The sequence below is a fragment of the Halomonas sp. GFAJ-1 genome, assembly GCA_002966495.1.
Classification (GTDB): domain Bacteria; phylum Pseudomonadota; class Gammaproteobacteria; order Pseudomonadales; family Halomonadaceae; genus Vreelandella.
The window spans coordinates 943,028-969,197 of record CP016490.1 but is presented as its reverse complement, the minus strand read 5'-3'; the positions used below and the strand labels follow the sequence as shown (position 1 = coordinate 969,197).

Annotated in this window: 25 protein-coding genes; 9 read left to right on the top strand and 16 right to left on the bottom strand. The window is 55.1% G+C overall.

Annotation, left to right across the window (positions count from 1 at the left end; genetic code table 11):
* Window positions 1–89 precede the first annotated feature (89 nt).
* Together BB497_04445 and BB497_04440 are read right to left on the bottom strand one after the other, a co-directional pair.
* Complete coding sequence (locus tag BB497_04445) at window positions 90–1,493, bottom strand: argininosuccinate lyase (GenBank protein AVI62003.1); 1,404 nt, start codon at window positions 1,491–1,493, stop codon at window positions 90–92.
* Window positions 1,494–1,590: 97 nt separating this feature from the next.
* Complete coding sequence (locus tag BB497_04440; protein ID AVI62002.1) at window positions 1,591–4,038, bottom strand: diguanylate cyclase; 2,448 nt, start codon at window positions 4,036–4,038, stop codon at window positions 1,591–1,593.
* Between the two features lie 137 nt (window positions 4,039–4,175).
* On the opposite strand from BB497_04440, the gene BB497_04435 reads away from it, so the two are divergent.
* From BB497_04435 to BB497_04420, 4 genes are read left to right on the top strand one after another with little or no spacing between them, the layout of a single operon-like run.
* Window positions 4,176–5,120 carry a hydroxymethylbilane synthase gene (locus BB497_04435; GenBank protein AVI62001.1) on the top strand — a complete coding sequence of 315 codons (945 nt, stop codon included), beginning with the start codon at window positions 4,176–4,178 and terminating at the stop codon, window positions 5,118–5,120.
* Window positions 5,117–5,896 (top strand): uroporphyrinogen III synthase, encoded by a 780-nt coding sequence (locus BB497_04430; GenBank protein AVI62000.1) that lies wholly within the window; start codon window positions 5,117–5,119, stop codon window positions 5,894–5,896. The genes BB497_04435 and BB497_04430 overlap by 4 nt, the downstream gene beginning before the upstream one ends.
* 16 nt (window positions 5,897–5,912) lie before the next feature.
* A complete protein-coding gene (locus BB497_04425) occupies window positions 5,913–7,346 on the top strand; it encodes a hypothetical protein (GenBank protein ID AVI61999.1) in 1,434 nt (477 codons plus the stop codon).
* Window positions 7,343–8,629: a heme biosynthesis protein HemY gene (locus BB497_04420; protein AVI61998.1), complete on the top strand. Its 1,287-nt coding sequence runs from the start codon at window positions 7,343–7,345 to the stop codon at window positions 8,627–8,629. The genes BB497_04425 and BB497_04420 overlap by 4 nt, the downstream gene beginning before the upstream one ends.
* 200 nt (window positions 8,630–8,829) lie before the next feature.
* On the opposite strand, the gene BB497_04415 is transcribed toward BB497_04420, so the two are convergent.
* Window positions 8,830–9,603, bottom strand: coding sequence for a 3-oxoadipate--succinyl-CoA transferase subunit B (locus BB497_04415; GenBank protein AVI61997.1), 774 nt, complete (start codon window positions 9,601–9,603; stop codon window positions 8,830–8,832).
* Window positions 9,603–10,433, bottom strand: a complete 831-nt coding sequence (locus BB497_04410) for a 3-oxoadipate--succinyl-CoA transferase subunit A (protein AVI61996.1) — start codon at window positions 10,431–10,433, stop codon at window positions 9,603–9,605. Before BB497_04410 ends, BB497_04415 begins: the two co-directional genes overlap by 1 nt.
* A 323-nt stretch (window positions 10,434–10,756) precedes the next feature.
* Between BB497_04410 and BB497_04405 the strand changes: the two genes are divergently transcribed.
* Window positions 10,757–11,500, top strand: coding sequence for a short-chain dehydrogenase (locus BB497_04405; GenBank protein AVI61995.1), 744 nt, complete (start codon window positions 10,757–10,759; stop codon window positions 11,498–11,500).
* Window positions 11,501–11,513: 13 nt separating this feature from the next.
* Here BB497_04405 and BB497_04400 read toward each other — a convergent pair whose 3' ends face one another.
* From BB497_04400 to BB497_04385, 4 genes are all read right to left on the bottom strand, one after another.
* Window positions 11,514–12,740: a CoA-transferase gene (locus BB497_04400; protein AVI61994.1), complete on the bottom strand. Its 1,227-nt coding sequence runs from the start codon at window positions 12,738–12,740 to the stop codon at window positions 11,514–11,516.
* 24 nt (window positions 12,741–12,764) lie between these two features.
* A complete protein-coding gene (locus BB497_04395; protein ID AVI61993.1) occupies window positions 12,765–14,264 on the bottom strand; it encodes a C4-dicarboxylate ABC transporter permease in 1,500 nt (499 codons plus the stop codon).
* 27 nt (window positions 14,265–14,291) lie between these two features.
* Window positions 14,292–14,792, bottom strand: coding sequence for a hypothetical protein (locus BB497_04390; GenBank protein AVI61992.1), 501 nt, complete (start codon window positions 14,790–14,792; stop codon window positions 14,292–14,294).
* A 77-nt stretch (window positions 14,793–14,869) separates the two neighbouring features.
* Window positions 14,870–15,856, bottom strand: a complete 987-nt coding sequence (locus BB497_04385) for a Bordetella uptake protein (protein AVI61991.1) — start codon at window positions 15,854–15,856, stop codon at window positions 14,870–14,872.
* A 226-nt stretch (window positions 15,857–16,082) separates the two neighbouring features.
* Between BB497_04385 and BB497_04380 the strand changes: the two genes are divergently transcribed.
* Window positions 16,083–16,862: an IclR family transcriptional regulator gene (locus tag BB497_04380; protein AVI61990.1), complete on the top strand. Its 780-nt coding sequence runs from the start codon at window positions 16,083–16,085 to the stop codon at window positions 16,860–16,862.
* Here the strand turns inward: BB497_04380 and BB497_04375 are convergent.
* The 7 genes from BB497_04375 to BB497_04345 all read right to left on the bottom strand — a co-directional run bounded on the left by BB497_04375 (window position 16,855) and on the right by BB497_04345 (window position 22,120).
* Window positions 16,855–17,292, bottom strand: coding sequence for a type II 3-dehydroquinate dehydratase (locus BB497_04375; GenBank protein AVI61989.1), 438 nt, complete (start codon window positions 17,290–17,292; stop codon window positions 16,855–16,857). The two genes, BB497_04380 and BB497_04375, sit on opposite strands and share 8 nt — an antisense overlap.
* Window positions 17,293–17,393: 101 nt before the next feature.
* A complete protein-coding gene (locus BB497_04370) occupies window positions 17,394–18,053 on the bottom strand; it encodes a cytochrome C (GenBank protein ID AVI61988.1) in 660 nt (219 codons plus the stop codon).
* Entirely contained in the window at window positions 18,050–18,535 is a 486-nt protein-coding gene (locus tag BB497_04365) for a cytochrome C (GenBank protein ID AVI61987.1), read from the bottom strand. The genes BB497_04370 and BB497_04365 overlap by 4 nt, the downstream gene beginning before the upstream one ends.
* 20 nt (window positions 18,536–18,555) lie before the next feature.
* Entirely contained in the window at window positions 18,556–21,060 is a 2,505-nt protein-coding gene (locus tag BB497_04360) for a nitrate reductase catalytic subunit (GenBank protein AVI61986.1), read from the bottom strand.
* Window positions 21,057–21,344: a hypothetical protein gene (locus tag BB497_04355; protein ID AVI61985.1), complete on the bottom strand. Its 288-nt coding sequence runs from the start codon at window positions 21,342–21,344 to the stop codon at window positions 21,057–21,059. The genes BB497_04360 and BB497_04355 overlap by 4 nt, the downstream gene beginning before the upstream one ends.
* Window positions 21,337–21,846: a ferredoxin-type protein NapF gene (locus tag BB497_04350; protein AVI61984.1), complete on the bottom strand. Its 510-nt coding sequence runs from the start codon at window positions 21,844–21,846 to the stop codon at window positions 21,337–21,339. Before BB497_04350 ends, BB497_04355 begins: the two co-directional genes overlap by 8 nt.
* 91 nt (window positions 21,847–21,937) lie before the next feature.
* Window positions 21,938–22,120 carry a nitrate reductase gene (locus BB497_04345; protein ID AVI61983.1) on the bottom strand — a complete coding sequence of 61 codons (183 nt, stop codon included), beginning with the start codon at window positions 22,118–22,120 and terminating at the stop codon, window positions 21,938–21,940.
* 181 nt (window positions 22,121–22,301) lie between these two features.
* On the opposite strand from BB497_04345, the gene BB497_04340 reads away from it, so the two are divergent.
* Both BB497_04340 and BB497_04335 read left to right on the top strand, forming a co-directional pair.
* Window positions 22,302–23,156: a hypothetical protein gene (locus BB497_04340; protein AVI61982.1), complete on the top strand. Its 855-nt coding sequence runs from the start codon at window positions 22,302–22,304 to the stop codon at window positions 23,154–23,156.
* Between the two features lie 176 nt (window positions 23,157–23,332).
* Window positions 23,333–24,676 carry a transporter gene (locus BB497_04335; protein ID AVI61981.1) on the top strand — a complete coding sequence of 448 codons (1,344 nt, stop codon included), beginning with the start codon at window positions 23,333–23,335 and terminating at the stop codon, window positions 24,674–24,676.
* Window positions 24,677–24,749: 73 nt separating this feature from the next.
* Here BB497_04335 and BB497_04330 read toward each other — a convergent pair whose 3' ends face one another.
* Window positions 24,750–24,962, bottom strand: a complete 213-nt coding sequence (locus BB497_04330) for a hypothetical protein (GenBank protein ID AVI61980.1) — start codon at window positions 24,960–24,962, stop codon at window positions 24,750–24,752.
* A gap of 314 nt (window positions 24,963–25,276) precedes the next feature.
* Here BB497_04330 and BB497_04325 point away from each other — a divergent pair, with 314 nt between their 5' ends.
* Window positions 25,277–26,131, top strand: coding sequence for a transcriptional regulator (locus tag BB497_04325; GenBank protein AVI61979.1), 855 nt, complete (start codon window positions 25,277–25,279; stop codon window positions 26,129–26,131).
* Window positions 26,132–26,170: the final 39 nt, after the last annotated feature.

Here is a 26,170-nt window from a genome sequence, read left to right as displayed (position 1 = left end):
GTCAGGCAGATAAAGCGGTCCTTTCTGGCCACAGCCGACGAGTAGCAGCGCCGTTAGTAGCACTGCGCTCAATGTGAAGGCTTGCCGCTTCATGCATCACCTTTAAGCGCTGCCAGCGCTTCGCGGGCACGGCTTGCCGCTGCGCGCACTTGGTCAGGCGCGGTGCCGCCAATGTGATTACGCGCCGCTACAGAGCCTTCTAGCGTTAACACCTCAAACACGTCCTGCTCGATAATGGTGGAGAACTGCTGCAGCTCTTCCAGGGTCATTTCCGAGAGGTCTTTTTTGGTTTTCAGGCCATAGGCCACTGACAAACCAACAATTTCGTGGGCATCACGGAAGGCAACGCCTTTGCGCACTAAGTAATCAGCGAGGTCTGTAGCAGTGGAGAAGCCCCGCCGCGCGGCTTCATACATGCTCTCTTTCTTGGGCTCAATGGCGGGCACCATGTCGGCAAAGGCTTTTAAGCAGTCGCGCACGGTGTCTACCGCGTCAAACAGCGGCTCTTTGTCTTCCTGATTATCTTTGTTGTAGGCCAGCGGCTGGGACTTCATGAGCGTCAGCAGCGCCATTAAGTGCCCGTAGACCCGGCCAGTTTTACCGCGCACCAGCTCAGGCACGTCCGGGTTTTTCTTCTGCGGCATGATGGAGGAGCCGGTGCAGAAACGGTCAGGCAGGTCGATAAAGTCAAACTGGGCGCTGGTCCACAGCACCAGCTCTTCGCTCATGCGCGACAGGTGCATCATGAGAATGCTGGCAAAACTGGTAAATTCGATGGCGAAGTCACGATCGGAGACGGCGTCCAGGGAGTTTTCTGCTGGGCGGTCGAAACCGAGCAGCTCAGCGGTCACGTGGCGGTCGATGGGGTAGGTAGTGCCTGCCAGCGCTGCAGCGCCCAGTGGCAGTACGTTCACGCGCTTGCGGCAGTCCAGCAGGCGTTCGTGGTCACGGGCCAGCATTTCTTGCCAGGCTAGCAGGTGGTGGCCAAAAGTGACCGGCTGCGCCGTTTGCAGGTGGGTAAAGCCCGGCATAATGGTATCGGCTTCGCGGTCGGCAAGCTCAATCATGCCTTCGCGCAGGCGTACCAATTCCGCTTCAATGACGTCGATTTCATCGCGCATAAACAGGCGGATATCAGTGGCCACTTGGTCGTTGCGCGAGCGCCCGGTGTGCAGCTTCTTGCCGGTAATGCCGATTTTATCGGTCAGCCGCGCCTCAATGTTCATGTGCACATCTTCAAGCGGCACCGACCAGTTGAACTCGCCCCGCTCAATCTCGCCCTGAATCTCGGTCAGGCCGTTAATAATGGCGTCGCGCTCTTCATCGCTGAGCACGCCTACCCGGGCAAGCATGGTGGCATGGGCGATAGAGCCCTGGATATCCTGGCGCGCTAGGCGCTGGTCGAACGTTACTGACGCGGTGAAGCGTGCAACAAAAGCATCGGTGGGCTCGCTAAAGCGACCGCCCCAAGACTGGTTCGTAGCTTGGCTCATCGGAGGCATATCCTGCTGACAAAACTAATGGAATCGTTAATCGAAAGTGTACCAGAGTCGCCGCACTCAGCGGCATGCCGTTTTAAACAGTGGCCGCTTAAGACGTAGGTGACTCAATTGTAACGGTGGCGGTAAGCGGGGATTGTAAAAACGCATAGAACGCTGCAAGGGGCATCGGCCGAGCAAAGTAGTAACCTTGGAAGTGGGCACGCTGAACCCCTTTGAAATAGTTAAACTGCTCGGCGGTTTCGATACCTTCAATCAATACCTCAAGACCCAGCTTATCCGCCATGGTGACAACGCCATCCACAATGGCAGCGTCGCGGCGGTCGTTAACCACTTCGCGCACAAAGGAGCGGTCAACCTTGAGCTTATTAATGGGTAGGCGCTTTAAGTAGCTCAAGCTGGAGAACCCCGTACCAAAGTCATCCAGCGCTATGTGTACCCCCATGCGGCGCAGGGCATGCAGCGCTTGAATCGTGTGCTCGGCGCTATCCATGAGCACACCTTCGGTAAGCTCTAGCTCCAACAGCTCAGGCGCAAGACCGCTCTCTTGTAGCGCTTTTTCTATTGAAGCCAAAAAACCTGGCCGCTGAAACTGCATAGGTGACACATTAACGGCCATGGTGATCGGGCCGTGGCCTGCGGCGTTGAGGGCCACCGCGTCCCGGCACGCGGTGGCCAGCACCCACTCACTGATGGGCATAATTTGCCCGGTGTCTTCCGCTAGGCTAATAAACTGCACTGGCGGGATATTGCCACGCTCAGGATGGTACCAGCGGAGCAGTGCTTCTACCCCGGCCACCCGGCCGCGTTGGCAAACCTGAGGCTGATAATGTAGCTCAAACTGGTCTTGCTCAATGGCCTGCTGAAGAGCATGACGCAAACTGACGCGCTCGGTTACCTTGCGATTTAACTCATCGGTATACCACTGGTAGGTGTTGCGCCCCCGCCGCTTGGCTTTGTACATCGCAAGGTCTGCCTGTTGAATCAGCTGGCGTGGCTCGCTCATAGTCCCGTCATCGGTGGCAATACCAATGCTCGCGGAAATTCGTAGCTCGCTGGTGCGATACCAGTAGGGCGACGAAACCCGGGCAAGCAGACGCTCGACCACTTGCAGTACATCCTGCTCGTGGGCTAAATCTGGCAGCAGCACGACAAACTCATCGCCACCAAAGCGCGCCACGGTATCCCAAGGGCGCAGCTCCTCCTCCAGCCGCTTAGCCACTTCAATCAGCAGAAAATCCCCCACTTCATGGCCCAGGGTGTCGTTAATCGGCTTAAAGTCATCTAGGTCGACAAACAGAACGGCTAAGTAGCGATGGTAGCGCTTTGCTAACAGACACCCTTGGGCCAAGCGCTGGTTGAGCAACAACCGATTAGGCAGCCCGGTCAGCGCGTCGTGGCTCGCGTTATGGCGTAACTGCGCTTGATACTCGCGCTGTGAGGTAATGTCATTTTGTACGCCAATAAAGTGGGTCACTACGCCGGCTTCATCGCGCACCGGCGAAATGTATAGATCGTTCCAGAACGGCGTCCCGTCGCACCGGTAGTTGCGAATCACCACATGCACTTCACGCTGGGCATTAATACCTTTACGCAGCTGTCGCCGAGATTCCGGCGCGGTATCCTCTCCCTGAAGAAACCGACAGTTACGCCCCAGCACGGCTTGCCGGGAGTAGCCCGTGATGCGCTCAAACGCGGCATTGACATAAACCATCGGTAGATCGTCGCTGAGCGCATCAACGATAATCACGCCGTTAGTGCTCGACTCAACGCTGCGCTCTAGCAGCTGTAGCTTTTGCTCGGTGGCTTTACGGTGACTAATGTCCTGGGTTGAGCCTTGTATTTGAAAAATCTCTCCGTGCTCATCTCTCACCGCTCTGCCAATGGCTCTCACCCACAGGTGTCGCCCCTGACGCGTGATCACCTCATACTCGCCGTCAAAACTAATGCCGGTATCGCTACACGCCTGAAAATCGCGCATCAGTTGTTCTCTAGAGCCTGGCGCATAAAAAGCGAAAGCCTCCTCCACAGAGGGTTTAAACCCCGGCGGCATGCCGTGAATTTGGCACAGCTCGTCTGACCAAACGGGCACGTTATTCACCACATCTACGTACCAGCCACCAATCAGCGCAGACTCACCCGCCATTTCCAGCAGCCGCTGATTGCGTAAAAGCTGCTTTTCAATGGCCTTGCGCCGGGTAATATCTCGGGCAATGACATAAATCACCTTATCGCCGAGTGACGCCGTGACTTCCAGCCACAGCAGTTGCCTTGCTGCGGTTAACGCGCGAACATCAAAGGCTTTGATGATTTCTCCTTGAAGCAGTTGCGCCAGCGCCGTTTCAATCACCTTATAATCACGCGGGTCGATCACTTTACCGCACGGTCGGCCCACCAGCTCTGCAGCGCTATAGCCCAGCAGTGTTTCAAACATAGGATTGACGTTAAGCACTATGCCCGCAGCGTCGAGGCAGCAGAACATGTCTTGCGAGAGCCGGAAAAATTGATCGAGCTGACCTTGCGGTTCTTCAAGGGGCATCGCGTTACCTAAAGATGTAAGTCGCGTTTCAACGCTACGCTTAAATTTAACCGGTTATTTTTACTGTGTGGCCGGGTGCTTTATCATGAGACTTATCATAGTTCGACGCGCCGTGTCAGCGGCCAAGGGAGAATAACGTGTCATCCATCACTAAATTGCGCATTGCCACGCGTAAAAGCCAGTTGGCCATGTGGCAGGCCGAGTACGTCCGCGACCGTTTGATGGCGGCACACAGCGGTTTGGAAGTCGAGCTGGTTCCGCTCTCTACCAAAGGGGATAAAATTCTCGACACGCCGCTTTCTAAAATTGGCGGTAAAGGGCTGTTTGTCAAAGAGTTGGAAGACGCCATGCTGGATGGCCGCGCAGACATTGCCGTGCACTCTATGAAAGATGTGCCGATGCACTTCCCAGAAGGCCTCGGGCTTTCGGTGATTTTAGATGGCGCCGACCCCACCGATGCTTTTGTCTCCAACCACTACAGCAACATTGAAGAGCTGCCTGAAGGTGCCCGCATCGGCACGGCCAGCCTACGCCGTGGCCTGCAAATGCGCGAGGCCCGCCCTGATCTTCAAATTCTTAATCTACGCGGTAATGTACAAACTCGCTTGGCAAAATTAGACGCCGGTGAATTTGATGCGATTATTCTTGCCACCTCGGGGCTGCAACGCCTAGGGCTGGATGCACGTATCGCCCAAGCATTGCCCCCAGAAATTTGCCTACCGGCCTGCGGCCAAGGGGCGCTGGGTATCGAATGCCGCTTGCATGACCCTGAGCTGATCAGCTTACTGGCTCCTCTGGATGACCCTGACACCGCCACCCGCGTGCGCGCCGAACGGGCAATGAACACCCGCTTAGAAGGCGGCTGCCAGGTGCCTATCGGTGGTCATGCGATTCTCGACAAGGCCAACGAAACCATTTGGCTGCGCGGTTTAGTGGGCAACCCTGAAGGCACCGAAGTGCTACGGGCCGAAGGCAGTGGCTCCATCCACGAGCCGGAAGCGCTGGGCATTCGGGTGGCTGAAGACCTCCTTGACCAAGGGGCTGGGGATATCCTGGCCGAGGTTTACGGCCGCAACGTATGACCCAACCGGTACTGATCTGCCGTCCCGGAGAGCGTGGTGAAGCGCTTGCCGCTGCGCTGCGCGCCCAGGGCGCTTGGGTCGAATCCCTGGAGGTCATGCAGCTTGAAGCACTGCCTGAAACACCGGAACAGCGCAGAATCTGGCTGGATATTGATCAGTACCATAAGATAGTAGTGGTCAGCCCCTTCGCAGCCGAATGTTTAAGCGAAGCGCTGGAGCGTTATTGGCCGCAGCTTCCTGTAGGGATTGATTACTACAGTGTTGGCAGCACCACCGCCTACACCCTTTACAACCTGCTAGGCGTACGCGTTCACATTCCTTCACCTGCAAGCGGTGACGATACCAGCGAGGCACTGCTGGCACTTGCCTCACTAAAAGCATTAACCCACCAGAGAGTACTACTGGTAGCGGGTGAAGGCGGCCGCACACTACTCACCGAGACGCTGGAAACGCGTGGCGCGCAAGTCATCCGCGTAGAAGTATATCGGCGAGTGTATCAACCGCCCTCAGCGGCCATGCAGCAACGTCTTTTAGTAGGCGATTACCGGGCGTTAATCGTTACCAGCAGCGAACTGCTTGAACATCTGGCAAAATGGTGTAATCAAGCAGCGTTGAACCAACCGCTAATCGTTTCCAGTCACCGTTTAGCTACACTGGCCGGTAAACTGGGTTTTTGTGACCTCAAGGTGGCGTCGGGAGCAACGCCGGCTGCACTAGCAGCCGCGTTGGATCGGTCCTGCAACCCAAAGGGTGCCGATGTCGATCAAGGAACTTAATAAGGGCTAGCGACAGATGAGCAAACAACTAAACGATCAGGAAGGCGTACACAAGACGTCTGCCGATGCATCCCAAGAGGGCGCTAAGCCGAGCGATACCGCCGTGCCCGCCTCTTCCAACAGCGAGCCTGCAGGGTCAAGCACTACCTCAGCATCTTCCTCTTATGCCGCTAAGAACAGCCGTTCCCGGCGGCGTAATAAAGGCGGCCACCAACCCGCCGATTCTAAGCAAGACACCACAAGCGCCGCACCTGTAGCACCACACAGCGGTGCCAAAAAAGATGAGCCTGCCCCCAAACAGGCAGCGGGTACGAGCACCGCGAGCGCAAGCCCCAAAGGCGCCTTCACGCCGCCGCCCACTAACAGTGGTGGTGACCGCCACTCGGGTAGCGACAGTGGCAACGGCGGCAACAGTGGCAAGAGCGGCATGCTCGCCATTGTGCTGGTGATTATCCTGGCGGTGGCATTAGTACTGGTTGCTTGGCAAGGCTGGCAGCGCCTGGATAGTCAACAGCAGCGCATTGATGCGCTGACTCAGCAGACTGAAGACAGCGCCTCCCAGCAGGCCGTTAGCGACCTTGAGTCACGTATCGAAAGTGGCGAAGCAGAGCGCAGTCAGGCGCTGGAAAGCACCTTGAGCGATCTGCGCAGTGAACTTGACACTTACCGCAGTGACGTCGACGAGACGCTGGATCAAGTGCTGGCCCAGCTCTCCCAAGAGCAGGAAACCGACGAGCGCGACTGGCTACACGCAGAAGCCGCCTATCTGCTGCGCTTAGCCAACCAGCGCCTGCAGCTTGAAGGTGATGTCGATGGTGCAGCCGCCCTGCTTAACACCGCCGACGCCCGCCTAGTGGACGCCGACAACCCGGCACTCACCTCGGTACGCCGTGAAATCGCCAATGAGCTGGCCGCCCTTGATGCGGTACCCCGCGTAGACCGCACCGGTATCTATCTGGCGCTGAACGCCCAGCAGGAACGCATCGCTGGCCTGCGTCTTTCCCAGGAAGTGGAAGAGCGTGCCGTTACCTCTAGCATCGAGCAGCCGCCTACAGGTACCTTCCAGCGCCAGCTGGCACGCTTTGGCGAAGAGTTAAAAGATCTTGTCGTGATTCGCCATCATGACGAAGCGTTGGAAACGCTGATTACTCCAGAGCAAGAGACCTATCTGCGCCAAAGCCTGCGCCTAGTGCTTGAGCAGTCGCAACTGGCCCTGTTGAAAGAAGAGCAGGAACTTTACGAAGCGAGCCTTGATAAAGCCCTGGGTCTACTTAACAGCTACTACGACACCGATCGTGACGAGACTCAAAGCGTCATTAATCGCCTAGAAGAGCTAAAGCAAACCGAGGTGAAGCCAGAACTGCCCGATATCAGCGCGTCACAGCAGGCGCTAGCGAACTTCATTGAAAACCGCTTTGAATCGCGTCGCCAAGGCGGAGGTGATGCATGAGAAAGCTCATTCTTCTTATCGTCGCAGGCCTTGCAGTAGGTGCCCTATTTGGGCACCTAATGATGGCGGTGCCTGGCTACTGGTTAATTCGTGTCGGTGAAACCTCGGTACAGACCTCCTTCTGGTTTGGCCTGGTACTGCTACTCGCCGCCTTCCTTGTGCTGCACTTTGCCCTGCGGCTTTTAAGCGGCATTATTCGTCCAGTGGGTAACTTTCGCACCTGGAACAGCCGCGCCCGCAATCGCCGCGCCATGAAACGCACGGTGCATGGCTTAGTGGCCCTTACCGAAGGCCGCTTCAAAAAAGCCGAAAAAACGCTGGTTAACGCTGCCAATGACTCCAGCACCCCACTGGTTAACTACCTTTCAGCGGCGCTGGCGGCACACTACCAAGGCCACCATGTTAAGTCTCAAGAGCATCTCAACAAGGCTCAGCTAACGACCGAAGGCGCCGACACAGCGATTGGCCTGATGCAGGCTCAGTTGATGATCGACCGTCAGCAGCCTGAAGAAGCACTGGCGATTCTTAACCGTTTGGATAAGCAGCTGACCAACCACCCTCAAGTGCTCAAGATGCTTAAGCAGGTGCATCTCAGCGTTAACGATTGGGAGGGGCTACGCCACCTGATCCCGCGCTTAGCCGCGCAAAAGCTGATTACTCAGCAAGAGCGTGAGCAGCTGGAGTTCAAGGCCTACCGTGAACTGATTGTGTTTGAGGCCAAGAACCCCACGAATATCGAGCGCGTGCGGGGGTTATGGGCCGATATGCCGGACTACCTGCGTGGGAATACTGAGCTGATCGTGCTCTACACCGAGGCGCTGCTCCAGTCGAACGAAGAGCCTATTGCTGAACGGCTGCTCAATCACTCGCTGGACCACCACTGGGATGCACGCCTGGTAAAACGTTACGGCTTGCTTAACGTAGACGCAGCGCGCCAGCTGGTGAAAGCAGAGAAATGGCTGCAAGAGCGCCCCAATGACCCAGAACTGCTGTTAGCATGCGGGCGCCTATCGCTACGTATTGGCCAGTGGGAAAAAGCGCTGGAATACTTTGAAGCTAGTCAGCGCCAGCGCCCCAATGGTGAAGTATGTGCCGAGCTTGCCCGCCTCTACGCCAGCATGGGCGAGCATAATAAGAGCCAGCTCTACTACCGCCACAGTGTAGAAATGCTCGCCAAATCGCTGCCATCGCTCCCACAGCCAAGCGACGCCAGCGACAGCAAACCGAGTGATCAAAAAGATAAAGCGAGCGATCCTAAGATCACAAAGAAGAAAAGCGCTTAATCATCTTTAAGCGTTATTAGCATTACCTAAAAAAAGGGTGCCCGCTTAAACGGGCTCCCTTTTTTATTACGCAATAAGCGACTACCCACGCATTCGCGTAGACTTTTAGGCAGTTAAGTGGATATACCCATTGCGGCCGCGTACCACGACGCGTTTACTATCCTCGGATACCTCCCGCGATGCACCTCATAAAGTACTTCTTATGCGCCCGCGTGGGCTCGCTCGGTGCGCGCTTTCAGCTCACGCAAAATCGTCAGCTCGTTTTCGTTGGGCTCCGGGGTGCTCTCAAGCTGCTCGGCAAAGCGTACTTCCCAACCGGTGGCGTCAATCACGTCCTCGCGGGTTACGCCTGGGTGCAGCGATACCACCACTAGCTCTTTGGTGTCGGGATCAGGCTTCATCACGCACAGGTCGGTGATGACGCGGGTGGGGCCTTTGCCGATATTGGGCACGTTATCACGCCCTTTGCCGTCGCGGCCAAAGCCTAGCGTAGTGACGAAGTCGACATCTTTTACAAAAGCACGTTTGGAGTGCTTCAGGGTGATAAACACTTCCCCGGCGTTGGTGGCAATTTCCGGGGCACCGCCACCACCCGGCAGGCGAACCTTGGGTGCCTTGTAATCGCCAATTAGGGTGGTGTTAAGGTTAGCAAAGCGGTCGATTTGCGCGGTGCCCAAAAAGCCCACATCGATTTTGCCGCCCTGCAGCCAGTAGCGGAACATCTCCGGCACCGCCACGGTGGTCAGCGCTGATTCGCACAGTTCACCATCACCGATGGAAAGCGGCAGAATCGCAGGCTTGGTTTGCAGCGTGCCGGACTCGTAAATCAGCACCACATCAGGGGCATGGGTCAGCCGCGCCAGGTTGGCGGCTTCCGAGGGCAGCCCGATGCCCACAAAACAGGTCATGCCGTTCTCCAGCGCTCGCGCCGCCGTCACCGACATCATTTCAGACGAGGTATATTCCAGGCTCATCAGGCTTGGCCTCCCACGTTATCGGCGGCATTAAAGACGTTGTCGTCAAGCCACTGGGTAAAGGTGTCGCGATCCCGAGCAATAGCATCCCACTCCTTGTAGAAGCGATTGCTGCGGCCGTAATAACCGTGAGTATAGGAAGGCAGCGCGCCTTTCTCGGCCACCGCAACGGCGCTGATCGCCCAGCTTGGGATCACGCAAGCATTGGGGTGTGCGTTCAGATCATCGACAATCTCTTCCACCGTGACGATGCTGTGTTTGGCGGCCAGCACCGCTTCTTTTTGTACGCCAACAATGCCTTCTACCAACACGTTGCCTTGGCGATCCGCCCGCTGGGCGTGGATGATCGAGACATCTGGGCGCACCGACGGTATAGCGGCCAGGCGTTCACCGGTAAACGGGCACTCGATGAATTTGATTTGGTCGTTGACGCTGGGCAGCTCGCTACCGATGTAGCCACGGAAAACCGCCAGCGGTAATCCAGCCGCACCCGCTTCAAAGGCACAGGCCATGGCCGCGTGGCTATGCTCAAGAATCTCGATCTTGCACGGCCAGCCTTTCTCCACCGCGTCACGCAGGCGATGCAGCGAGCCCACGCCGGGGTTACCGCCCCAGGAGAAGATGACTTTTTTGGCACAGCCCGCGCCAATCATTTGATCGTAGATGATATCGGGGGTCATGCGGATCAGCGTCAGATCACGCTTTTGCTGACGGATCACTTCGTGACCCGCGGCAAACGGAATCAGGTGGGTAAAGCCTTCCATGGCAACGGTGGCGCCGTCTTGGACGTAGCGCGCTACCGCGTCATGCAAGCTGAGAAACTCGGCCATGATGGGTGCCTCTTAGCAGGTCGTTGCCGACGTTGTTAGCGCTTGTGCGTTTAACGAACATATATTCTTAATACGAACAAGTTACTGCCGATCGCTAATGAGGTCAAATGCCTAGCGGCTATTCAGTGCCTGGATGGCCTATCCCCCGCACTGAGTAACGCGTTTTAAAGATATTTTTCAGCTACTTATTTACTTTTCAGCCCTTTATTTGCACGCGTTACCTGGGCAGTGACGCTACCAAGGTATAAAGCCGGATTGCATGCATCACACTGCGTATTGGCGTTCTAATGGACACCGGTTTAGGTCAGCAAAGGACAACAACAATGAGCCAACCTTCTGTACATAACCAAAATAATCAATACGCCTGCGCCGTGGTTACCGGCGGCGCTAGAAACATCGGTCAAGCTATCGCGTTACGACTCCAACAGGATGGCTATCACGTTATCGTGGTGGATATCGTTGCGCCGGAAGTCGATGCGCTGCAGACTGACGCCTACCAGGTCGACCTTGCCGATGCCGACGCGACACGACGGGTGATGGCAGAAATCGCCGAGCGTTATACGGTGACCCGGCTAATCAACAATGTAGGTATCGTCGCCCCCGCTCTGCTTGAGGAGGCAACGCTTGAAGACTTCGACCAATTGATGCACCTGAACGTACGCTCGGCGCTGATCTGCACCCAAGCGCTGCTTCCTGCTATGAAGGCACAAGGTATGGGGCGCATCGTCATAAATGCCAGCCGCGTGGTGCTGGGCAAAGAAGCGCGAACTATCTACAGCGCAACAAAGGGAGCGCTGCAATCCATGGCCAGAACATGGGCGCTGGAACTGGCTGAACACAGCATCACCGTTAACTGTGTTGCTCCTGGGCCTATTGCCACCAGCGCCTTCTGGCAAAATAACCCGCCTGATTCGGAGCGCGCACGCCGCATCATCGACAATATTCCGCTACAACGCATGGGCCAACCTGACGACGTGGCCCAGGCCGTCAGTTTCTTCTGCGATGAGCGTAGCGGCTTCATCACCGGACAGACCCTCTTCGTGTGCGGCGGTGTTACGGTCGGTTAGGCAAATCGAAGGCTTATTTCACCACGCCCTTTTGGCGCAAGGCGCTGATGTCGGAAGCGCTCTTGTGTAATAGGCGCTCTAACACGCTATCGGTATCCTCGCCCAGTCGCGGCGGTGGCTTGTGATACGCCAACGGCGTTTTGGAGTATTTAATAGGGTTAGCCACACCAGGCACTACGCCGGTGTCGCTTTCTAGCTCAATTTGCATGTTTCGCGCCTGAACCTGCGGGTCATTGAAGACTTGGGCAATATTCTGAATCGGCCCGCAGGGAACGCTAATGGCGCCTAGCATTTCAATCCATTCGTGGCTGGTGCGGGTCCGAGTGATCTCCACCATCAGTGGAATTAGCACCAGACGGTGCTTCACCCGCTCAGGGTTAGTGCCAAAACGAGGATCAATGGCTAGCTCAGGGCGCCCCACCGCCTCACAGAAGCGCTTGAACTGCCCATCGTTGCCAATGGCGATAATGACTTTTTCACCGTCAGCCGTAGGAAACGGCTGGTAAGGCACTAAGTTAGGGTGATACTCACCGGTGCGGGTGGGCGGTGTGCCACTGCAGAAGTAGTTAAGCGCTTGGTTTGCCAGCCAACTGACCTGAACGTCCAGCAGCGCCATATCAATATATTGGCCCTCCCCGGTGCTATGTCGGTGATGCAAAGCACCCAGAATGGCGATGGTGGCATTCATCCCTGTGGTCAGGTCGGAGACCGCCATGCCTACCCGCTGCGGCCCAGCCCCCGGCTCACCGTCGGCGGCACCGGTAATACTCATTAGGCCGGATTGAGCTTGGATTAGGTAGTCATAGCCGGCCATTGCCGCCATTGGCCCGGTTTGACCAAAGCCGGTGATTGAGCAGTAAATCAACCCGGGATTAATCGCTTCTAGGGTGGCGTAATCGAGACCTTTTCGCGCCAAGCCCCCACTTTTAAAGTTCTCCACCAGAATATCGCTTTCTGCCGCTAGTTCACGCACCAGCGCTTGTCCCTCCGGCTGGCCAATATCCACCGTCACCGAGTGCTTGCCGCGATTGGCAGACAGGTAGTAAGCCGACTCTTGGGACTCCTTGCCCTGTTTATCGTTTAACCAGGGAGGCCCCCAGTGGCGCGTGTCATCGCCGAGGGTGGGGTGCTCAATTTTAATCACCTCGGCGCCCATATCGGCCAGTATTTGCGTACACCAGGGGCCTGCCATTACGCGGCTTAAATCCAACACTCGAAGCCCTGTTAGCGGTCCTGCCATAGCCATTTTCTCCGGTAGTCGTACTTACTGCGATTTACCGACGGCGTTGCGCGCTTCACGGCGTGATGAAATAAAGCGGTAAAGGGCCAAGGCAATGGAACCCACCGTCAATGCAATAAAGACCCAGGTAATGGGGCCACGCACAAAGATCGAAAGATCGTTATGACCGATCAATAGCGAGCGGCGCAGGTTATCTTCAAACATTGGCCCGAGGATAAAGCCGATTAAAAATGGCGCTGCCGGGATCGCGGCGCGATTGAAGATATAGCCCACGACGCCGAAGGCCAGCATTAGCCACACGTCAAAGGTGTCATTATTAACCGCATACGCCCCATAAACGCAGAACATCAACACAATCGGGAAAAGAATAGATTTAGGAATGTCAGCAATTAATGAAAAGTACTTAATGGCCACATTGCCCACTAGCAGCAATACCAGCGAGCTAAACATAATGCCCATAAACAAGGCATAGATGAGCGGCAGGTTTTCTTGGAACATAATGGGGCCTGGCGTTAGCCCATGAACCATAAAGGCCCCAAGAATAATCGCCGTAATAACATCCCCGGGAATACCCAGCGATAGCAGCGGAATCATCGTCGCCCCGGCAACCCCGTTATTACCCGCCTCGGCAGCGGCAACGCCTTCTACCTCACCCTTACCGAAGTTCGCCTTATTAGGCGACCGCCTACGTGCATCGCTATAGGAAATAAACGCAGCCGCCGTAGCACCAGTACCGGGGATGGCTCCAATAATCACGCCGATCAAACTGCCCCGCACAATAGTCGTCAAGCAGCGCTTCAATTCAGAAAATGCCAGGCCAGCACCGCTCGCCTTCGCCTTAATATGGGGAAGCGCCTTCTTGCGATAGAACTCGATAATCTCTGGGATGGCAAACAGGCCAATCAACAGAGGAATAAAGGAGATACTGTCCATTAAGTTATAGCTGCCAAAGGTAAACCGCTGGGAGCCGTAGACTTCATCCAGCCCCACCAGAGAAAGCAGAATACCTAACAACGCGGCCATCAAGCCTTTGATCATAGAGCCGCTGGCCAGGGAAATAATGATGGTGAGCGAAAAACAGATCAGCCAGAAAAACTCCGGCGCGCCAAAATTTAGCGCAATTTTTGCCAAATAGGCGGCAAAAAAGATCAGCGCGATGTTGGAAATAAAATCGGCGATTACCGATGAGAAGAGCGCAGCTTTGAGTGCCTTCTTGGCATGGCCCTGCTGGGCCATGGGGTAGCCATCTAACAAGGTACACGCGGATGCAGGTGAGCCAGGCGTTCTAATCAAAATAGCGGTAATGGAGCCACCGTACATGCCGCCTTTATAAATACCCACCAACAGCAAAATAGCGGCGACCGGCTGCATGGAGAAGGTAAAGGGCAGCGCCAGCGCCACCGCCATCGTGGCGGTCAGCCCAGGAATGGACCCCACCACCACACCGATGACCACGCCCATCGCGATGGCCAGAAAGTTATCTAAGCTAAAAAATATCGCGATGACTTCCGAAAAATGTTCCATAGATCACCCAGAAGATTAAGTAGCCAATCAGAAACCGATTGGTGATATCGGAAGCGGTACATTCATCACTTTTACAAAGATAAATGTCACAGCGATAGGAAAAACGAAGGCCAGGCTATAAACCCACCAGGTGCGAACGGGATGTGCCACAAAAAGCACCAGGGTCGCCAGAATGCCGGTAAATACCGCCCCCATCGACTCAAATAGAGAGACATAGATGACCAGAGCGACCACCATCAATATGAAACGCCGGGTCGTCCCTTTCTCGATATTTCGTTCATCCTCCTCGCTGCTTCTATCCAACAGGAAGCCTTGTAGGATAAGCAGAATAGAAAACAGTAGGATCAACCAGCCGACGATTCCCGGCAGCCAGCGCGGCGACATCATCGGGTTTTGCAGAATAGGCGGTTCATTGACGTAGTTAGGCACTAAGTAAAACACCAGTGCCAGCGAGAAGCCCAGCAGGATAACTCCCGCGACTACGTCACTTGGGTCTTTTACCCTGCGCTTAGAATCTGAGGGTGTCATCGCTGCCTTCTCCAGGGAAAACAATAAAGGCGAGAACGCATGTCCTCGCCTCAGTGTTTGATGAGAGGCTGCCTAGCTTACTGGCTAATGCCAGCTTGCTGGGCGACGCCGTCCCAACGCTCCAATTCTTCAACGATGAACTGTTTAAACGCATCACCCGACACTTGCCCCGGCTCTGCGCCTAACTGCTCTGCGAAATCTAGAAACTCTTCCCGCTCCATCACCCTGGCCAATGCATCTTGCATGACGCTTTGTGCTTCTTCTGGGAAGGAGCTGTGGGCAATCAGCCCAAACCAAGCAGTGGTGATGAACTGGTCAAGGTTATGCTCGCCAATTTCCGTTAATGTTGGCACATCAGGAAGGTACTCAGAGCGTTCAGCGGAGGTAACCGCCAGTGCACGCAGATCGCCGGAGCGAACGTGGGAAAGAACCGTTGGCATATTTTCAAACGATACGTCTACATCACCACCTAACAGCGCAGGCAGTGCCGCACCGCTACCCGCAAAAGGCACCGCGGTCATGTTGGTCTCGGTCAGCGTTTTAAATAGCTCGCCAGACATGTGAATAGAGCTACCCACACCGCTGTGACTGAAGGTCATGTTTTGTTCTTTTGCAGCTTCTACGAATTCAATAACGTTTTCATAGGGGCTGTCAGCGGGCACGACCATGACGTTAGGAATATCGATCATGTTCTGCAGGAAGACGAAGTCATCAACGGGGTCGTAGCTGAGGTCAGGATAAATAGCGGCACCGATGGTATGGCCTGGCGATGCCATAAGAATGGTGTGATCCGCACCGCGCCCACCGCGTGCAAGGCGCCCGGTGCCGACAGTGGAACCCGCACCCGGGCGGTTTTCTACCACCACGTTAGTATCGAGTTCTTGCTGGAGTAGATCGGCAACGCGCCGCGACAACACATCGGTAGTACCACCTGGGGCGTATGGAACGACTAGGCGAATATCATCAGTCGGCCACTCATTGGCGCTGGCAGAGGAAACAGCAAGGCCAAGTGCAAGCGCGCTACTACAGGCAGCTAAACATGTTGCGCTAAGGAGTTTATTCATTGTTATCTTCCTGTGCGTTAGTTAATTATTGTTCGCATTGCGTACACGTATTCGTAGTGCATGCCTTGAGATTACGTTGTTGTTAACACTTTAAAAAACACAACTTTAGTAGTATGGCAGTAAATACTCTCCCCACAGCGAGCCTATAGTGAAAACCCTAAAGTTCGCATGGCGAACTTTTTTACGTTACTCTCTTATCAGAGGCTTCAAACAGTGGATAGCGACGATGCAAGAAGAGATGCTTAATACAGAGAGTCGTGACTTTGTCACTGCCCTGGCCAGCGGCCTGGAGGTTATACAGGCATTTGACGCTGAACACCCACGCATGACGTTAAGCGAAGTGGCGACGCGCACTGGCATGAATAGAGCAAAAGCTAGGCGCTTCTTACTGACGTTGCATGCGCTAGGGTATGTCCGTAAAGAACAACGCTATTTTGAATTAGCCCCTCGAGTTCTACAGTTAGGCTACGCGTTTCTATCCGCCAACAACTATCAAGGGGTTATTCAACAGTACTTGGAAGAAATAACCGCAGAAACCGGGGAGTCTTCTTCTCTGGGCGTCTTAGATGGTAACGATGTTATTTATGTCGCTCGTTCTGCAGCCAAACATCGCTTAATGGCGATTACGTTATCCGTAGGCACGAGACTTCCGGCTGCGCACACCTCAATGGGTCGCATGTTGTTGGCTCAGCTTAACGATAAAGATCTTGATCACTTCCTATCGACTATTTCCCTAGAGCCCTACACCGATAAAACAGTGACCGATGTTAAAGAGTTACGCAGCCAAATAGTTAATGCACGCCAGCAAGGCTATGCGATTTCTGATCAAGAGTTGGACTCGGGCTTACGCTCTATCGCTGTTCCGGTTTTTGATGCTAAGCAGCACTTAATGGGGGCAATCAATATCAGCACCAACGCAGCTCGGGTCGACCTCGACACGCTCGTTAATGTTTACCTACCTGTGCTGCAAAGCAAAGTCGCGTACATCCGCGCGCATATTAATTGACCATTACAGCCTCTAACGCAGCGCGATAGCCTTGCACGCCCAATCCGGCAATCACGCCATCGGCGCGTAGCGATATATAGGAGTGATGCCGAAAAGCTTCGCGTTTGTGCACATTGGAGAGATGCACCTCAATGACTTTGCCATCAAAGGCATTAAGCGCATCGAGAATAGCCACCGAGGTATGGGTATAGGCCGCCGGGTTAATAATAATCGCCTGGGTACCATCAAGGCGTGCGGCGTGGATCGCATCAATCAAGGCGCCTTCATGATTACTTTGAAAGCAGGTGATGTCCCAATCGGCCATCACCGCTTTCTCCCGCAGCATGTTATTCACATCTTCTAACGTCTCATAGCCGTAGATCTCTGGCTGACGGCTACCCAGCAAATTCAAATTTGGGCCATGTAATACCAATACTTTTCCCTGACTCATTCTCTCTTCCACCCTGTGCGCTGGCGCATACATTGACGATGATGCTTGTTCTAGCATCTAGCGCATCTATTGCGCCAGCGACTTTTCAATCAACGCCGACGCTACTGCTCGGCATAGGCACCGCTCTCCAGCTCTAAATGCGCGGCCCAGGACACGATATCGGGCACTCCCACAGCAGCCTCTATTTTAGGACTCATATCCGGTAGTTCGTGGGCGATGCCTTTATGGCAGTCGATACAGGTTGCATCGCCCGAGGCAAGGTTGGTGGAGTGGGCCCGGGCAGCACGCGTACTCTGCTGGGTGAAGTCCATGGAGTCGAATTCGTGGCAGTTGCGGCACTCTAGCGAGTCATTGGCCTGGAGCCGCACCCATTCACGCTCGGCAAGCTCGCGGCGCTTTGCCTCGAACTGCTCTTCGGTGCGAATTGAGCCAAATACCCAACCCCACACCTCTTTAGAAGCCTCCATTTTACGCGCTACTTTGTGCGTCCAGCCATGAGGAACGTGGCAATCCGAGCACGTCGCCCGCACCCCAGAGCGATTGGTGTAGTGAATGGTGGTTTTGAGCTCCTGCATCGGGTTGCGCTCCATCTCATGGCAGGAGATGCAAAACTGCTCGGTGTTGGTGGCTTCCATCGCCGTGTTGAAACCGCCCCAAAAGATGATACCGGCGATAAAACCACCCAGGGTTAAAAACCCCAGGCTAAAGTGAACGCTGGGGCGGCTTAAAATACGCCAGTAACGGGTAAAAAAGCGCTTCATTGCCCCGCCTCCTGGCGCTCACGTAGCGCCTCGTTAATCACCTCTTCCACCGACTTGAAACGATTGGGTACCAGAGGGGTGGCATCGGTTTTGGGCACGTGGCACTGAGTGCAGAAGTAGCGATCCGGCGATACGGCGGCTAATACCTGCTTATGGCGATCCATAAAGTGAGTAATACTCACCATAGGCGCACCCGCGCTGACAGCCTGCTCTCGGCTATGGCAGTTTAGGCACTGGTTAACCCGCATATCGACCTGGTAGTCACGAATCGAGTGGGGGATCACCGGCGGCTGCTCTGGATAGCTGCGCACTTCACGGCCGCCATCTCGCGGTTCACCGGCAATAGGCGCCGCAGACTGCGTTTGGCTAATGGTGCCGCCGAGACGCAAGCCATCCGGTGCAGGCGCATCGCTTGCCTCATCCGCACCGGCCGCCCCCGCCAGCAGCGCCATGGATAAACAGAGAGGAAAAAGCCATTTCATCGTTATTCTCCTTAGCCTGTTTACGCCAGATTGACGAGTTCAAGGCGCACCGCGCACTTTTTGAAATCGGTCTGTTTTGAAATAGGATCGGTGGCATCCAGCGTGACCTTATTGATCAGATAGGAGGCATCAAAAAAGGGCACGTACACTAAGCCACGGGGCGGTTTAACGCGCCCACGGGTTTCTACCCGCAGGTTCACATCCCCGCGTCGGCTGGCCACTTTAACCTCGCTTCCCCGCCGGAACCCTTCAGCGCGAGCGTCCTCTGGGTGCATATATAAAAGCGCGGCAGGTACGGCCCGATGAAGCTCAGGCACGCGACGGGTCATGGAGCCGGTGTGCCAATGTTCCAATACCCGCCCTGTACAGAGCCAGTAGGGGAAGTCATCGTCAGGAGCCTCGGGAGGTGGCTCAGCCGGGACTGCGAAAATTAACGCGCGATTATCCGGCTTCGCGTAGAACTGCCAGCCGCTGCCGGGTTCTACATAAGGGTCATACCCCTCCCGGTAGCGCCATAGCGTTTCCTTGCCATCCACCACCGGCCAGCGCTTGCCCCGGTTGGCGTGGTAAGCGTCGAAATGATCCAAGTCTTTGCCTTTGCCGCGGCCAAAGCGGGCGTACTCTTCAAACAGCCCCTTTTGGATATAGAAGCCGAAATCGTCTGCCTCAGCGTTGGCGTAGCCCTCTTCCATATCGGAGGTGGGGTACTGGTCGACCTGACCATTGGCAAACAGTAAATCAAACAGGGTTTTGTCACGCATCTCCGGGGCAGCTTCTAGCAACTCTTCGGGCCAGACGTCAGCCACGCGGATGCGCTGGGAGAGGGCCACGGTCTGCCATAAATCCGAGCGCGCCTCGCCGGGGGCATTGACCAACTGATGGAAAAACTGGGTGCGCCGCTCGGAGTTACCAAAAGCGCCCTCTTTTTCTACCCAGGACGCCGCGGGCAAAATCAGATCCGCCGACTGGGCTGAAACGGTGGGGTAGATATCCGAGACCACTACAAAGGCTTCGGGGTTACGCCAGCCAGGCAGAATCTCTTGCATGACGTTGGGCCCGGCCTGCATATTGTTGGTTACCTGGGTCCAGTAGACCTTGATGTCACCGTCTTTAAGGCGGCGACTTTGGGCCACCGCGTCAAAGCCCACCCACGAAGGGATCGTGCCCTCAGGCAGTTTCCAGATTTTCTCCGCATCGCGGCGATGCTCCGGATTGGTAACCACTCGGTCGGCGGGCAGACGGTGAGCAAAGGTACCCACCTCCCGCGCCGTGCCACAGGCTGAGGGCTGGCCGGTAAGCGAGAAAGGGCTATTCCCCGGCTCTGAAATTTTGCCAGTAAGCAGGTGGAGGTTGTAAATCAGATTGTTGATCCACACCCCGCGGGTATGCTGATTGACCCCCATAGTCCAGAACGTCATCACCTTTTTATCAGGGTCGGCATACAGCTCTGCCAAGGCCTCAAGGCGGCTTTCAGAGACGCCGGACTCTCGCGCTGCCCGCGCTAAGGTATAAGGCGCAACATAGTCGGCGAACGCCTCAAAGCTCATATCCGTCCAGCTATTAGCGTTATCAGCGTTCTTCGCCGCCTGCTGCAGCGGATGCTCGTCGCGCAGGCCATAGCCGATATCATCAGTGCCGAGCGCGAAGTTGACATGCTTATCGACGAATGACCGATTTACCCGGTCAGTCTGAATAATATGGTTGGCAATATAGTTAAGGATCACGATATCCGCGTTGGGCGACATAATCATGGGGATATCGGCCAACTCAAAGCTGCGGTGCTCGAAGGTCGACAGCACGGCGACCTGGGTGTCCGGAAAAGAGAGGCGCCGGTCAGTAACGCGGGTCCAGAGTACCGGGTGCATCTCGGCCATGTTAGAGCCCCACAGCACAAAGGCATCCGCATGTTCGATATCGTCATACACGCCCATGGGCTCATCCGAGCCGAAGGTGCGCATAAAGCCGAATACCGCCGAAGCCATACAGTGGCGGGCGTTGGGGTCGATATTGTTCGAACGCAGCCCGGCTTTAAATAGCTTACTCGCCGCGTAGCCTTCCCAGATAGTCCACTGGCCGGAGCCAAATAGCGCGATGCTCTCCGGGCCGTGTTCACGAATGGCGCTGGTAAATTTTTCTGCCATGAGGTCGAGCGCCTCATCCCAGGAGACCGGCTCGAAATCGCCATCTTTAGCATATTGACCGTTGCGCTTACGCAGCAGCGGCTGGGTCAAGCGATCTTCCCCATAGAGAATTTTGGAAAGAAAATAGCCTTTAACGCAGTTAAGCCCCCGGTTTACTTCAGACTGATTATCACCATGAGTCGCCACGATTTGGCCGTTATAGGTGCCAACCATGACGCTACAGCCGGTACCGCAAAAACGGCAGGGGGCTTTATCCCACTGCAAGCGGTTCAGATCAGCATGGGTAATCAGGTTGCTGGCGCCTGCGGGAATCGACATCCCTGCCGTAGCAGCGGCCACCGCTGCGGCGTTCGCCTTTACAAACGCTCGGCGTGTTAGTTTCATTGCTCCCCCTCCTGTACGTGCGGCTCATCCGCTGTCAGGGCATCAACCACTTCGTGATACACAAAGGCGGCGTCAATAACCCCAGGCTGCTCGCGTACGTGATCCATTAAAGCCAATAGTTGTTGTTCGTCAGTATGTTCGGCGACGACCACGAGCTTTCCAGCCGCGTCTTCGCCCATCACTTCGCCAATGCTATGTTGGGTAATCCACTCCGCTGTCTGCTTCAGCGCCTCGGGCCGCGCATGAACGATAAAGCTAATGATGTGTAGCAGTTGATCAGACATAGACGGTATCTTTTGTTATCAGTGAGATTGCTTGGTTAGGGCAGGCGGAATAGCAAGCACCGCATCCAGTGCAGCTTTCTAGGTGGATTTCAGGTTGCGGCGGCCGACCACCGGGGCGCAGCGGAAAGCGAATCGCGTTCCACTCGCAGGCGTCCTGGCAGCTTTGGCAATGGATACTCGCCAGTGCCAAACAGTGCGGCTGAACTTCGGCTTGCCAAACAAAGGCTTCGCTAACGCTAGCGCCGCGCTCTATCGCCTGTGGCTCGCATACCGTTGCGCAATCACCGCACAGTGCGCAGCCCGCTTGGGCAACGCTAAGCTCGGGATAGCCACCGCCACCGCGCGTCAAAATGCCTTCCGGGCACGCGTCGACGCAGGCGTTACAACCGGTACAGAGGTCGAGAAAGGCAGCTCTGCTCCAGGGCGGCCGACGCACATCATCACGCCCCGACAAGCGGCGAAAAAGATTGCGCCGATTATTGTTTTTATTCGTGCGCGTCATAAGTATTCCTAAAATAAAAGAACACTAACCCCTGTGCTAAACAGTGGTTAACCACCTTTTAAACTTATTTCTTAGAAGCGTTACGGGCGCCTTATAGCGGCGGGCCGGGAGGGCCTGCAAACATCTGATAAACCCATACCGAAAAGCCATAGCCCCCTACCACCGCTATCGCCAAAATAGGAAATAGCAGCACGACAATAAACAGAAACAGCCCTAATTCCTGGCGTTTGCGAGGTGTTTCTTCCGCCGTTATTGGATGAGATTTTTTAGCCATGCCTAACTCCACAGGGTAGGGACACACCACTGTAGATGTGTATTAAAATAGTTATTTATAAAGCGTAGTAACTAAGTTCAACTTGTCACTTGATCCAGATCAATTTTTACAAGTTAGTAACTAGATCGCTTGGTACTAACCTAATACCAATGAAGGCCCTCCTTATGAAGGCTCAATTCTTATGACGCTTCCGCTTTATTTAGGCTTACCCATGTGGGCCAACCAAGATTGGCTGGGAAGCCTATACCCGCGCCACGCCAAAACAGACCTTTTAAGTGACTATGCGGCGGTTTTTTCAAGTGTCGAGGGCAACACGACCTTTTACAGTGGTGCGCCCAAGCCTGAGACAATTGCTGCTTGGGCTCGCCAGGCACCCCCTTACTTTCGCTTTTGCTTTAAATTGCCGGCTAGCGTCACCCATGATCAGCGGCTAACGCGCTTGGAAGATGCCTGGGCATTTTTAGCCGCGCTGGAGCCACTTCATGATCGCCTTGGCCCTACCATGGTTCAGTTACCGCGAGATTTTGGCCCCCAGGAGCTGCCCCAGCTAGAAGCGCTACTCGCCCAGTGGCCCGCACATTTACCCTGCGCTGTCGAAGTGCGTCACCCTGAGTTTTTCCACAAGGGAGCCGCTGAGAAGGCGCTTAACCAATTGTTGATAACTTACGCAGCTAACCGCGTGATGCTTGATGTGCGCCCACTGTTTTCCACCCCGGCTAATGGCCATGCTGGGCTTGCCCACGCCCAGCAGGAAAAGCCGAAAGTCCCACTACACGTGCTTTCCACGGCACAGCAGCCTGTTATTCGTTTCATTGGGCATATTGACAAAACCATCAACAGCGGCTACTTCAGCCCATGGAAATCGCGTCTTAGCCTGTGGATAAAACAGGGGAAAACCCCTTTCTTATTTGTGCATACTGCAGATAACCGGGAGTCTCCCGAGATGGCGCGCATGCTCTATAAAGAGCTACAAACACTGGCACCGCTACCTCCCCTGCCAGCGTTTGCTGGCGATAAGCAGAGCCAACTGTTTTAAACAGCCTTTTTAGCTGTGTTTACTGGCATGCACTCTTTCTATCGGATAAATTGCGTCTACTTTCGGAAAATAACGCTGGAAAATATCTTTTTCTCACAGTTTAGTTTTCCGAAAATTAGCATTTTACGATAGCAACACCTTATTAATTACAATTGAACCCATATAGAAGGTGAAACATGGCAAAACTTGCACATGCACAGTGGTCATCAAAGATGGCCTTTGTGCTCGCTGCCGCAGGGTCGGCAGTCGGTTTAGGGAATATTTGGCGCTTCTCTTATATGGTGGGCGACAGCGGCGGCGCCGCCTTCGTACTGGTGTATCTCGCCTGTGTGGCGCTGGTCGGTCTGCCTATTCTAGTGGCGGAGTGGATGATTGGTCGCCGAGGCCAGAAAAACCCGATTAACGCTATGGCCGAACTGGCCGCGAACCACGGTAAATCTAAGGCGTGGGCGCTAATCGGGGTTAGCGGTGTCTTAGCGGCATTTTTGATTCTGTCGTTTTACAGTGTCATTGGCGGCTGGTCGCTGAACTACACGCTAAGCTCAGTGATTGGCACCTTTGACGGCCAAGATGCAGACGGCATCAGCGGCTTGTTTGGCGGCATGCTAGGTAGCCCCACTACGCTGCTGCTCTGGCACACCGCCTTTATGGTGCTAGTGGTAGGCATCGTGGCCCGTGGGGTCACCAAAGGGCTGGAAAGTGCGGCGCGGTTGTTAATGCCTGCCCTCATCATATTAATGCTCATCCTGGTGGGCTACGGCGTAGCCAGCGGTTATTTTGGCGAAGCATTAGCCTTTATGTTCCGCCCTGACTGGAGCGCGCTTAACGGTGGGGTTGTATTAGCCGCCATGGGCCAGGCTTTCTTCACGCTGTCGCTGGGTATGGGCATCATGATGGCGTACGGCTCTTACCTGGGTGAAGACGTTAACCTGCTGGGCACTGCGCGCACGGTGATCATTCTGGATACCGTGATTGCACTGCTGGCCGGCTTGGCCATCTTCCCGATTGTCTTCGCCAATGGCTTGAGTGCCGGTGAAGGCCCAGGTTTGATCTTTGTTACGCTGCCGCTGGCGTTTGGCAATATGGCAGGCGGCACCATTCTGGGACTGATGTTCTTCCTGCTATTAACCTTCGCAGCGCTAACCTCGGCTATTTCTCTGCTGGAACCCGTTGTGGAAACATTGGAAGAACGCACGTCCATGAGCCGTATCGCATCTACTCTCGCGAGTGGTGTTGCTGTATGGCTATTAGGCGTCGCGGCGCTTCTATCATTCAACGTCTGGTCTGAGGTGCTGTTCTTTGGCCTGAATATTTTCGACCTACTGGATACCTTTACCAGCAAAGTTCTGCTGCCGTTAACAGGTCTGGGGGCGATTGTATTTGTGGCGTGGTGCTTGAAGCGCGAAAGCGTGGAAGCTGAGCTGGGACTCTCAGCAACAGGTGTCAGCCTATGGAACATCATCGCACGCTATGTAGCGCCCGTTGGCGTTATCATTGTGTTTGTGACTGGCCTTATTTGAGCCATTACTAAGGCCTCAACAAAGCCGAGCAAACAGCCGCCCTGCTGCATAGCGGGGCGGTTTCGTTTAGACGCTAGTGAAGTTCGCTCTCTTGCTCGTACTCGGGCAAGGGGGCGATATCCCGCGACAACTTCTGAAACTCCCGATGTAACTCTATTCCCCTGCGCGCCCTTAAGCTGCGCTGGGCAGAGCTGCGCCGTTGCTGGGCGTGCTCATCGACCTGCATGCTCATAAAGATGTCGAGCAATTCGTTTTTTACCGAGGTGATTCGTTCGACGTTTCTCATAATCGACGTTCCTCCAGGTGAATATGCCTACGTCCACCTGCATCCGTAACCACTGATTTGCAAATGATGCAGTGCGGCACTTCACTTCTTACTATAACCTACTTGACAAAATGATGACGAATCCTGCTCAAATGTCTTAACGGCATTTAAACGCCTGCAGATTAGGCGCTGCTGCCGACGCGGGCATGCTGTCATCAAGCGAGTTACCGCTCTACCGCAGCAAACGATGAACCGTCATTAAAAACGAACGTTTTAAACAGGTATTTTTTATCGTACTGTAAATACCTGTTTGTTGAGCACCCAAGGAGCCGAACGTGAGCCGCGCCCTGTTTGATGAAATGAGACGCCGCATGGAGCACTTCCGTCGCTCCGAGCAAAAGGTTGCACGGTTTGTACTGCGCAATCCTGACGAAGTTATCCACATGCGGATTGTGGATCTCGCCACGGAAGCCAAAGTGAGCGAGCCTACGGTGGTGCGTTTCTGCCGCGCATTGGGCTGCAACGGCTTCCAGGACTTCAAGCTACAGCTGGCACAAATGCTGGCCAGCGGCAGCCAGTTCGCCCAGTTCTCCATGAACGACAGCGACTCAGTCGCAGAATTTTCCCACAGCATTTTCGACTCCACCGTGGGCACGCTGTTATCGGTGCGCGACCGACTCGACAACGAAGCCTTAGGGAAAGCCGTTAACGCCTTGGCCATGGCCAACCGAGTTGAGTTCTATGGCTTTGGGGCCTCTGGCGCGGTGGCTTTCGACGCCCAGCACAAGTTCTTCCGCCTGCAGATCTCCACCTCCGCTTACGCCGACCCGCACATGCAGAATATGTCTGCGGTGACCTTAAAAGAGGGCGACGTGGTGGTGGCGATCTCCCAGACGGGCCGCACCAAAGCGCTGGTGGCTAGCGTACGTTTGGCTCGCGATGCGGGCGCGACGGTGATTGGCCTCTGCCCAAGCGACTCACCGCTGGCCAGCGAGGTCAGCCTGCCGCTGTATATCGATGTTCACGAAGACACCGAGATCTATACGCCGCTAAGCTCCCGCATTGCCCACCTAGTGCTTATCGACGTATTAGCAGTTGGCGTTGCCAAAACCCGCGGGCCAAAGCTCGCCGAGCAGCTTAAAGCGGTTAAAAAGAGCCTTAACACCCTGCGCTACCCCGAAGAGAGTTAAACGCTCGCCCTGTACGCACAGCCAGTTCCCTGGCTGTGC

Coding starts and splice junctions, on each gene's coding strand:
- BB497_04335 (AVI61981.1), top strand. CDS start 23,333: ATGGCAAAACTTGCACATGCACAGTGGTCATCAAAGATGGCCTTTGTG.
- BB497_04355 (AVI61985.1), bottom strand. CDS start 21,344: ATGTCTGATCAACTGCTACACATCATTAGCTTTATCGTTCATGCGCGG.
- BB497_04370 (AVI61988.1), bottom strand. CDS start 18,053: ATGAAGCGCTTTTTTACCCGTTACTGGCGTATTTTAAGCCGCCCCAGC.
- BB497_04420 (AVI61998.1), top strand. CDS start 7,343: ATGAGAAAGCTCATTCTTCTTATCGTCGCAGGCCTTGCAGTAGGTGCC.
- BB497_04340 (AVI61982.1), top strand. CDS start 22,302: ATGACGCTTCCGCTTTATTTAGGCTTACCCATGTGGGCCAACCAAGAT.
- BB497_04385 (AVI61991.1), bottom strand. CDS start 15,856: ATGAATAAACTCCTTAGCGCAACATGTTTAGCTGCCTGTAGTAGCGCG.
- BB497_04330 (AVI61980.1), bottom strand. CDS start 24,962: ATGAGAAACGTCGAACGAATCACCTCGGTAAAAAACGAATTGCTCGAC.
- BB497_04360 (AVI61986.1), bottom strand. CDS start 21,060: ATGAAACTAACACGCCGAGCGTTTGTAAAGGCGAACGCCGCAGCGGTG.
- BB497_04380 (AVI61990.1), top strand. CDS start 16,083: ATGCAAGAAGAGATGCTTAATACAGAGAGTCGTGACTTTGTCACTGCC.
- BB497_04345 (AVI61983.1), bottom strand. CDS start 22,120: ATGGCTAAAAAATCTCATCCAATAACGGCGGAAGAAACACCTCGCAAA.
- BB497_04405 (AVI61995.1), top strand. CDS start 10,757: ATGAGCCAACCTTCTGTACATAACCAAAATAATCAATACGCCTGCGCC.
- BB497_04440 (AVI62002.1), bottom strand. CDS start 4,038: ATGCCCCTTGAAGAACCGCAAGGTCAGCTCGATCAATTTTTCCGGCTC.
- BB497_04390 (AVI61992.1), bottom strand. CDS start 14,792: ATGACACCCTCAGATTCTAAGCGCAGGGTAAAAGACCCAAGTGACGTA.
- BB497_04395 (AVI61993.1), bottom strand. CDS start 14,264: ATGGAACATTTTTCGGAAGTCATCGCGATATTTTTTAGCTTAGATAAC.
- BB497_04350 (AVI61984.1), bottom strand. CDS start 21,846: ATGACGCGCACGAATAAAAACAATAATCGGCGCAATCTTTTTCGCCGC.
- BB497_04375 (AVI61989.1), bottom strand. CDS start 17,292: ATGAGTCAGGGAAAAGTATTGGTATTACATGGCCCAAATTTGAATTTG.
- BB497_04425 (AVI61999.1), top strand. CDS start 5,913: ATGAGCAAACAACTAAACGATCAGGAAGGCGTACACAAGACGTCTGCC.
- BB497_04365 (AVI61987.1), bottom strand. CDS start 18,535: ATGAAATGGCTTTTTCCTCTCTGTTTATCCATGGCGCTGCTGGCGGGG.
- BB497_04410 (AVI61996.1), bottom strand. CDS start 10,433: ATGGCCGAGTTTCTCAGCTTGCATGACGCGGTAGCGCGCTACGTCCAA.
- BB497_04445 (AVI62003.1), bottom strand. CDS start 1,493: ATGAGCCAAGCTACGAACCAGTCTTGGGGCGGTCGCTTTAGCGAGCCC.
- BB497_04415 (AVI61997.1), bottom strand. CDS start 9,603: ATGAGCCTGGAATATACCTCGTCTGAAATGATGTCGGTGACGGCGGCG.
- BB497_04430 (AVI62000.1), top strand. CDS start 5,117: ATGACCCAACCGGTACTGATCTGCCGTCCCGGAGAGCGTGGTGAAGCG.
- BB497_04400 (AVI61994.1), bottom strand. CDS start 12,740: ATGGCAGGACCGCTAACAGGGCTTCGAGTGTTGGATTTAAGCCGCGTA.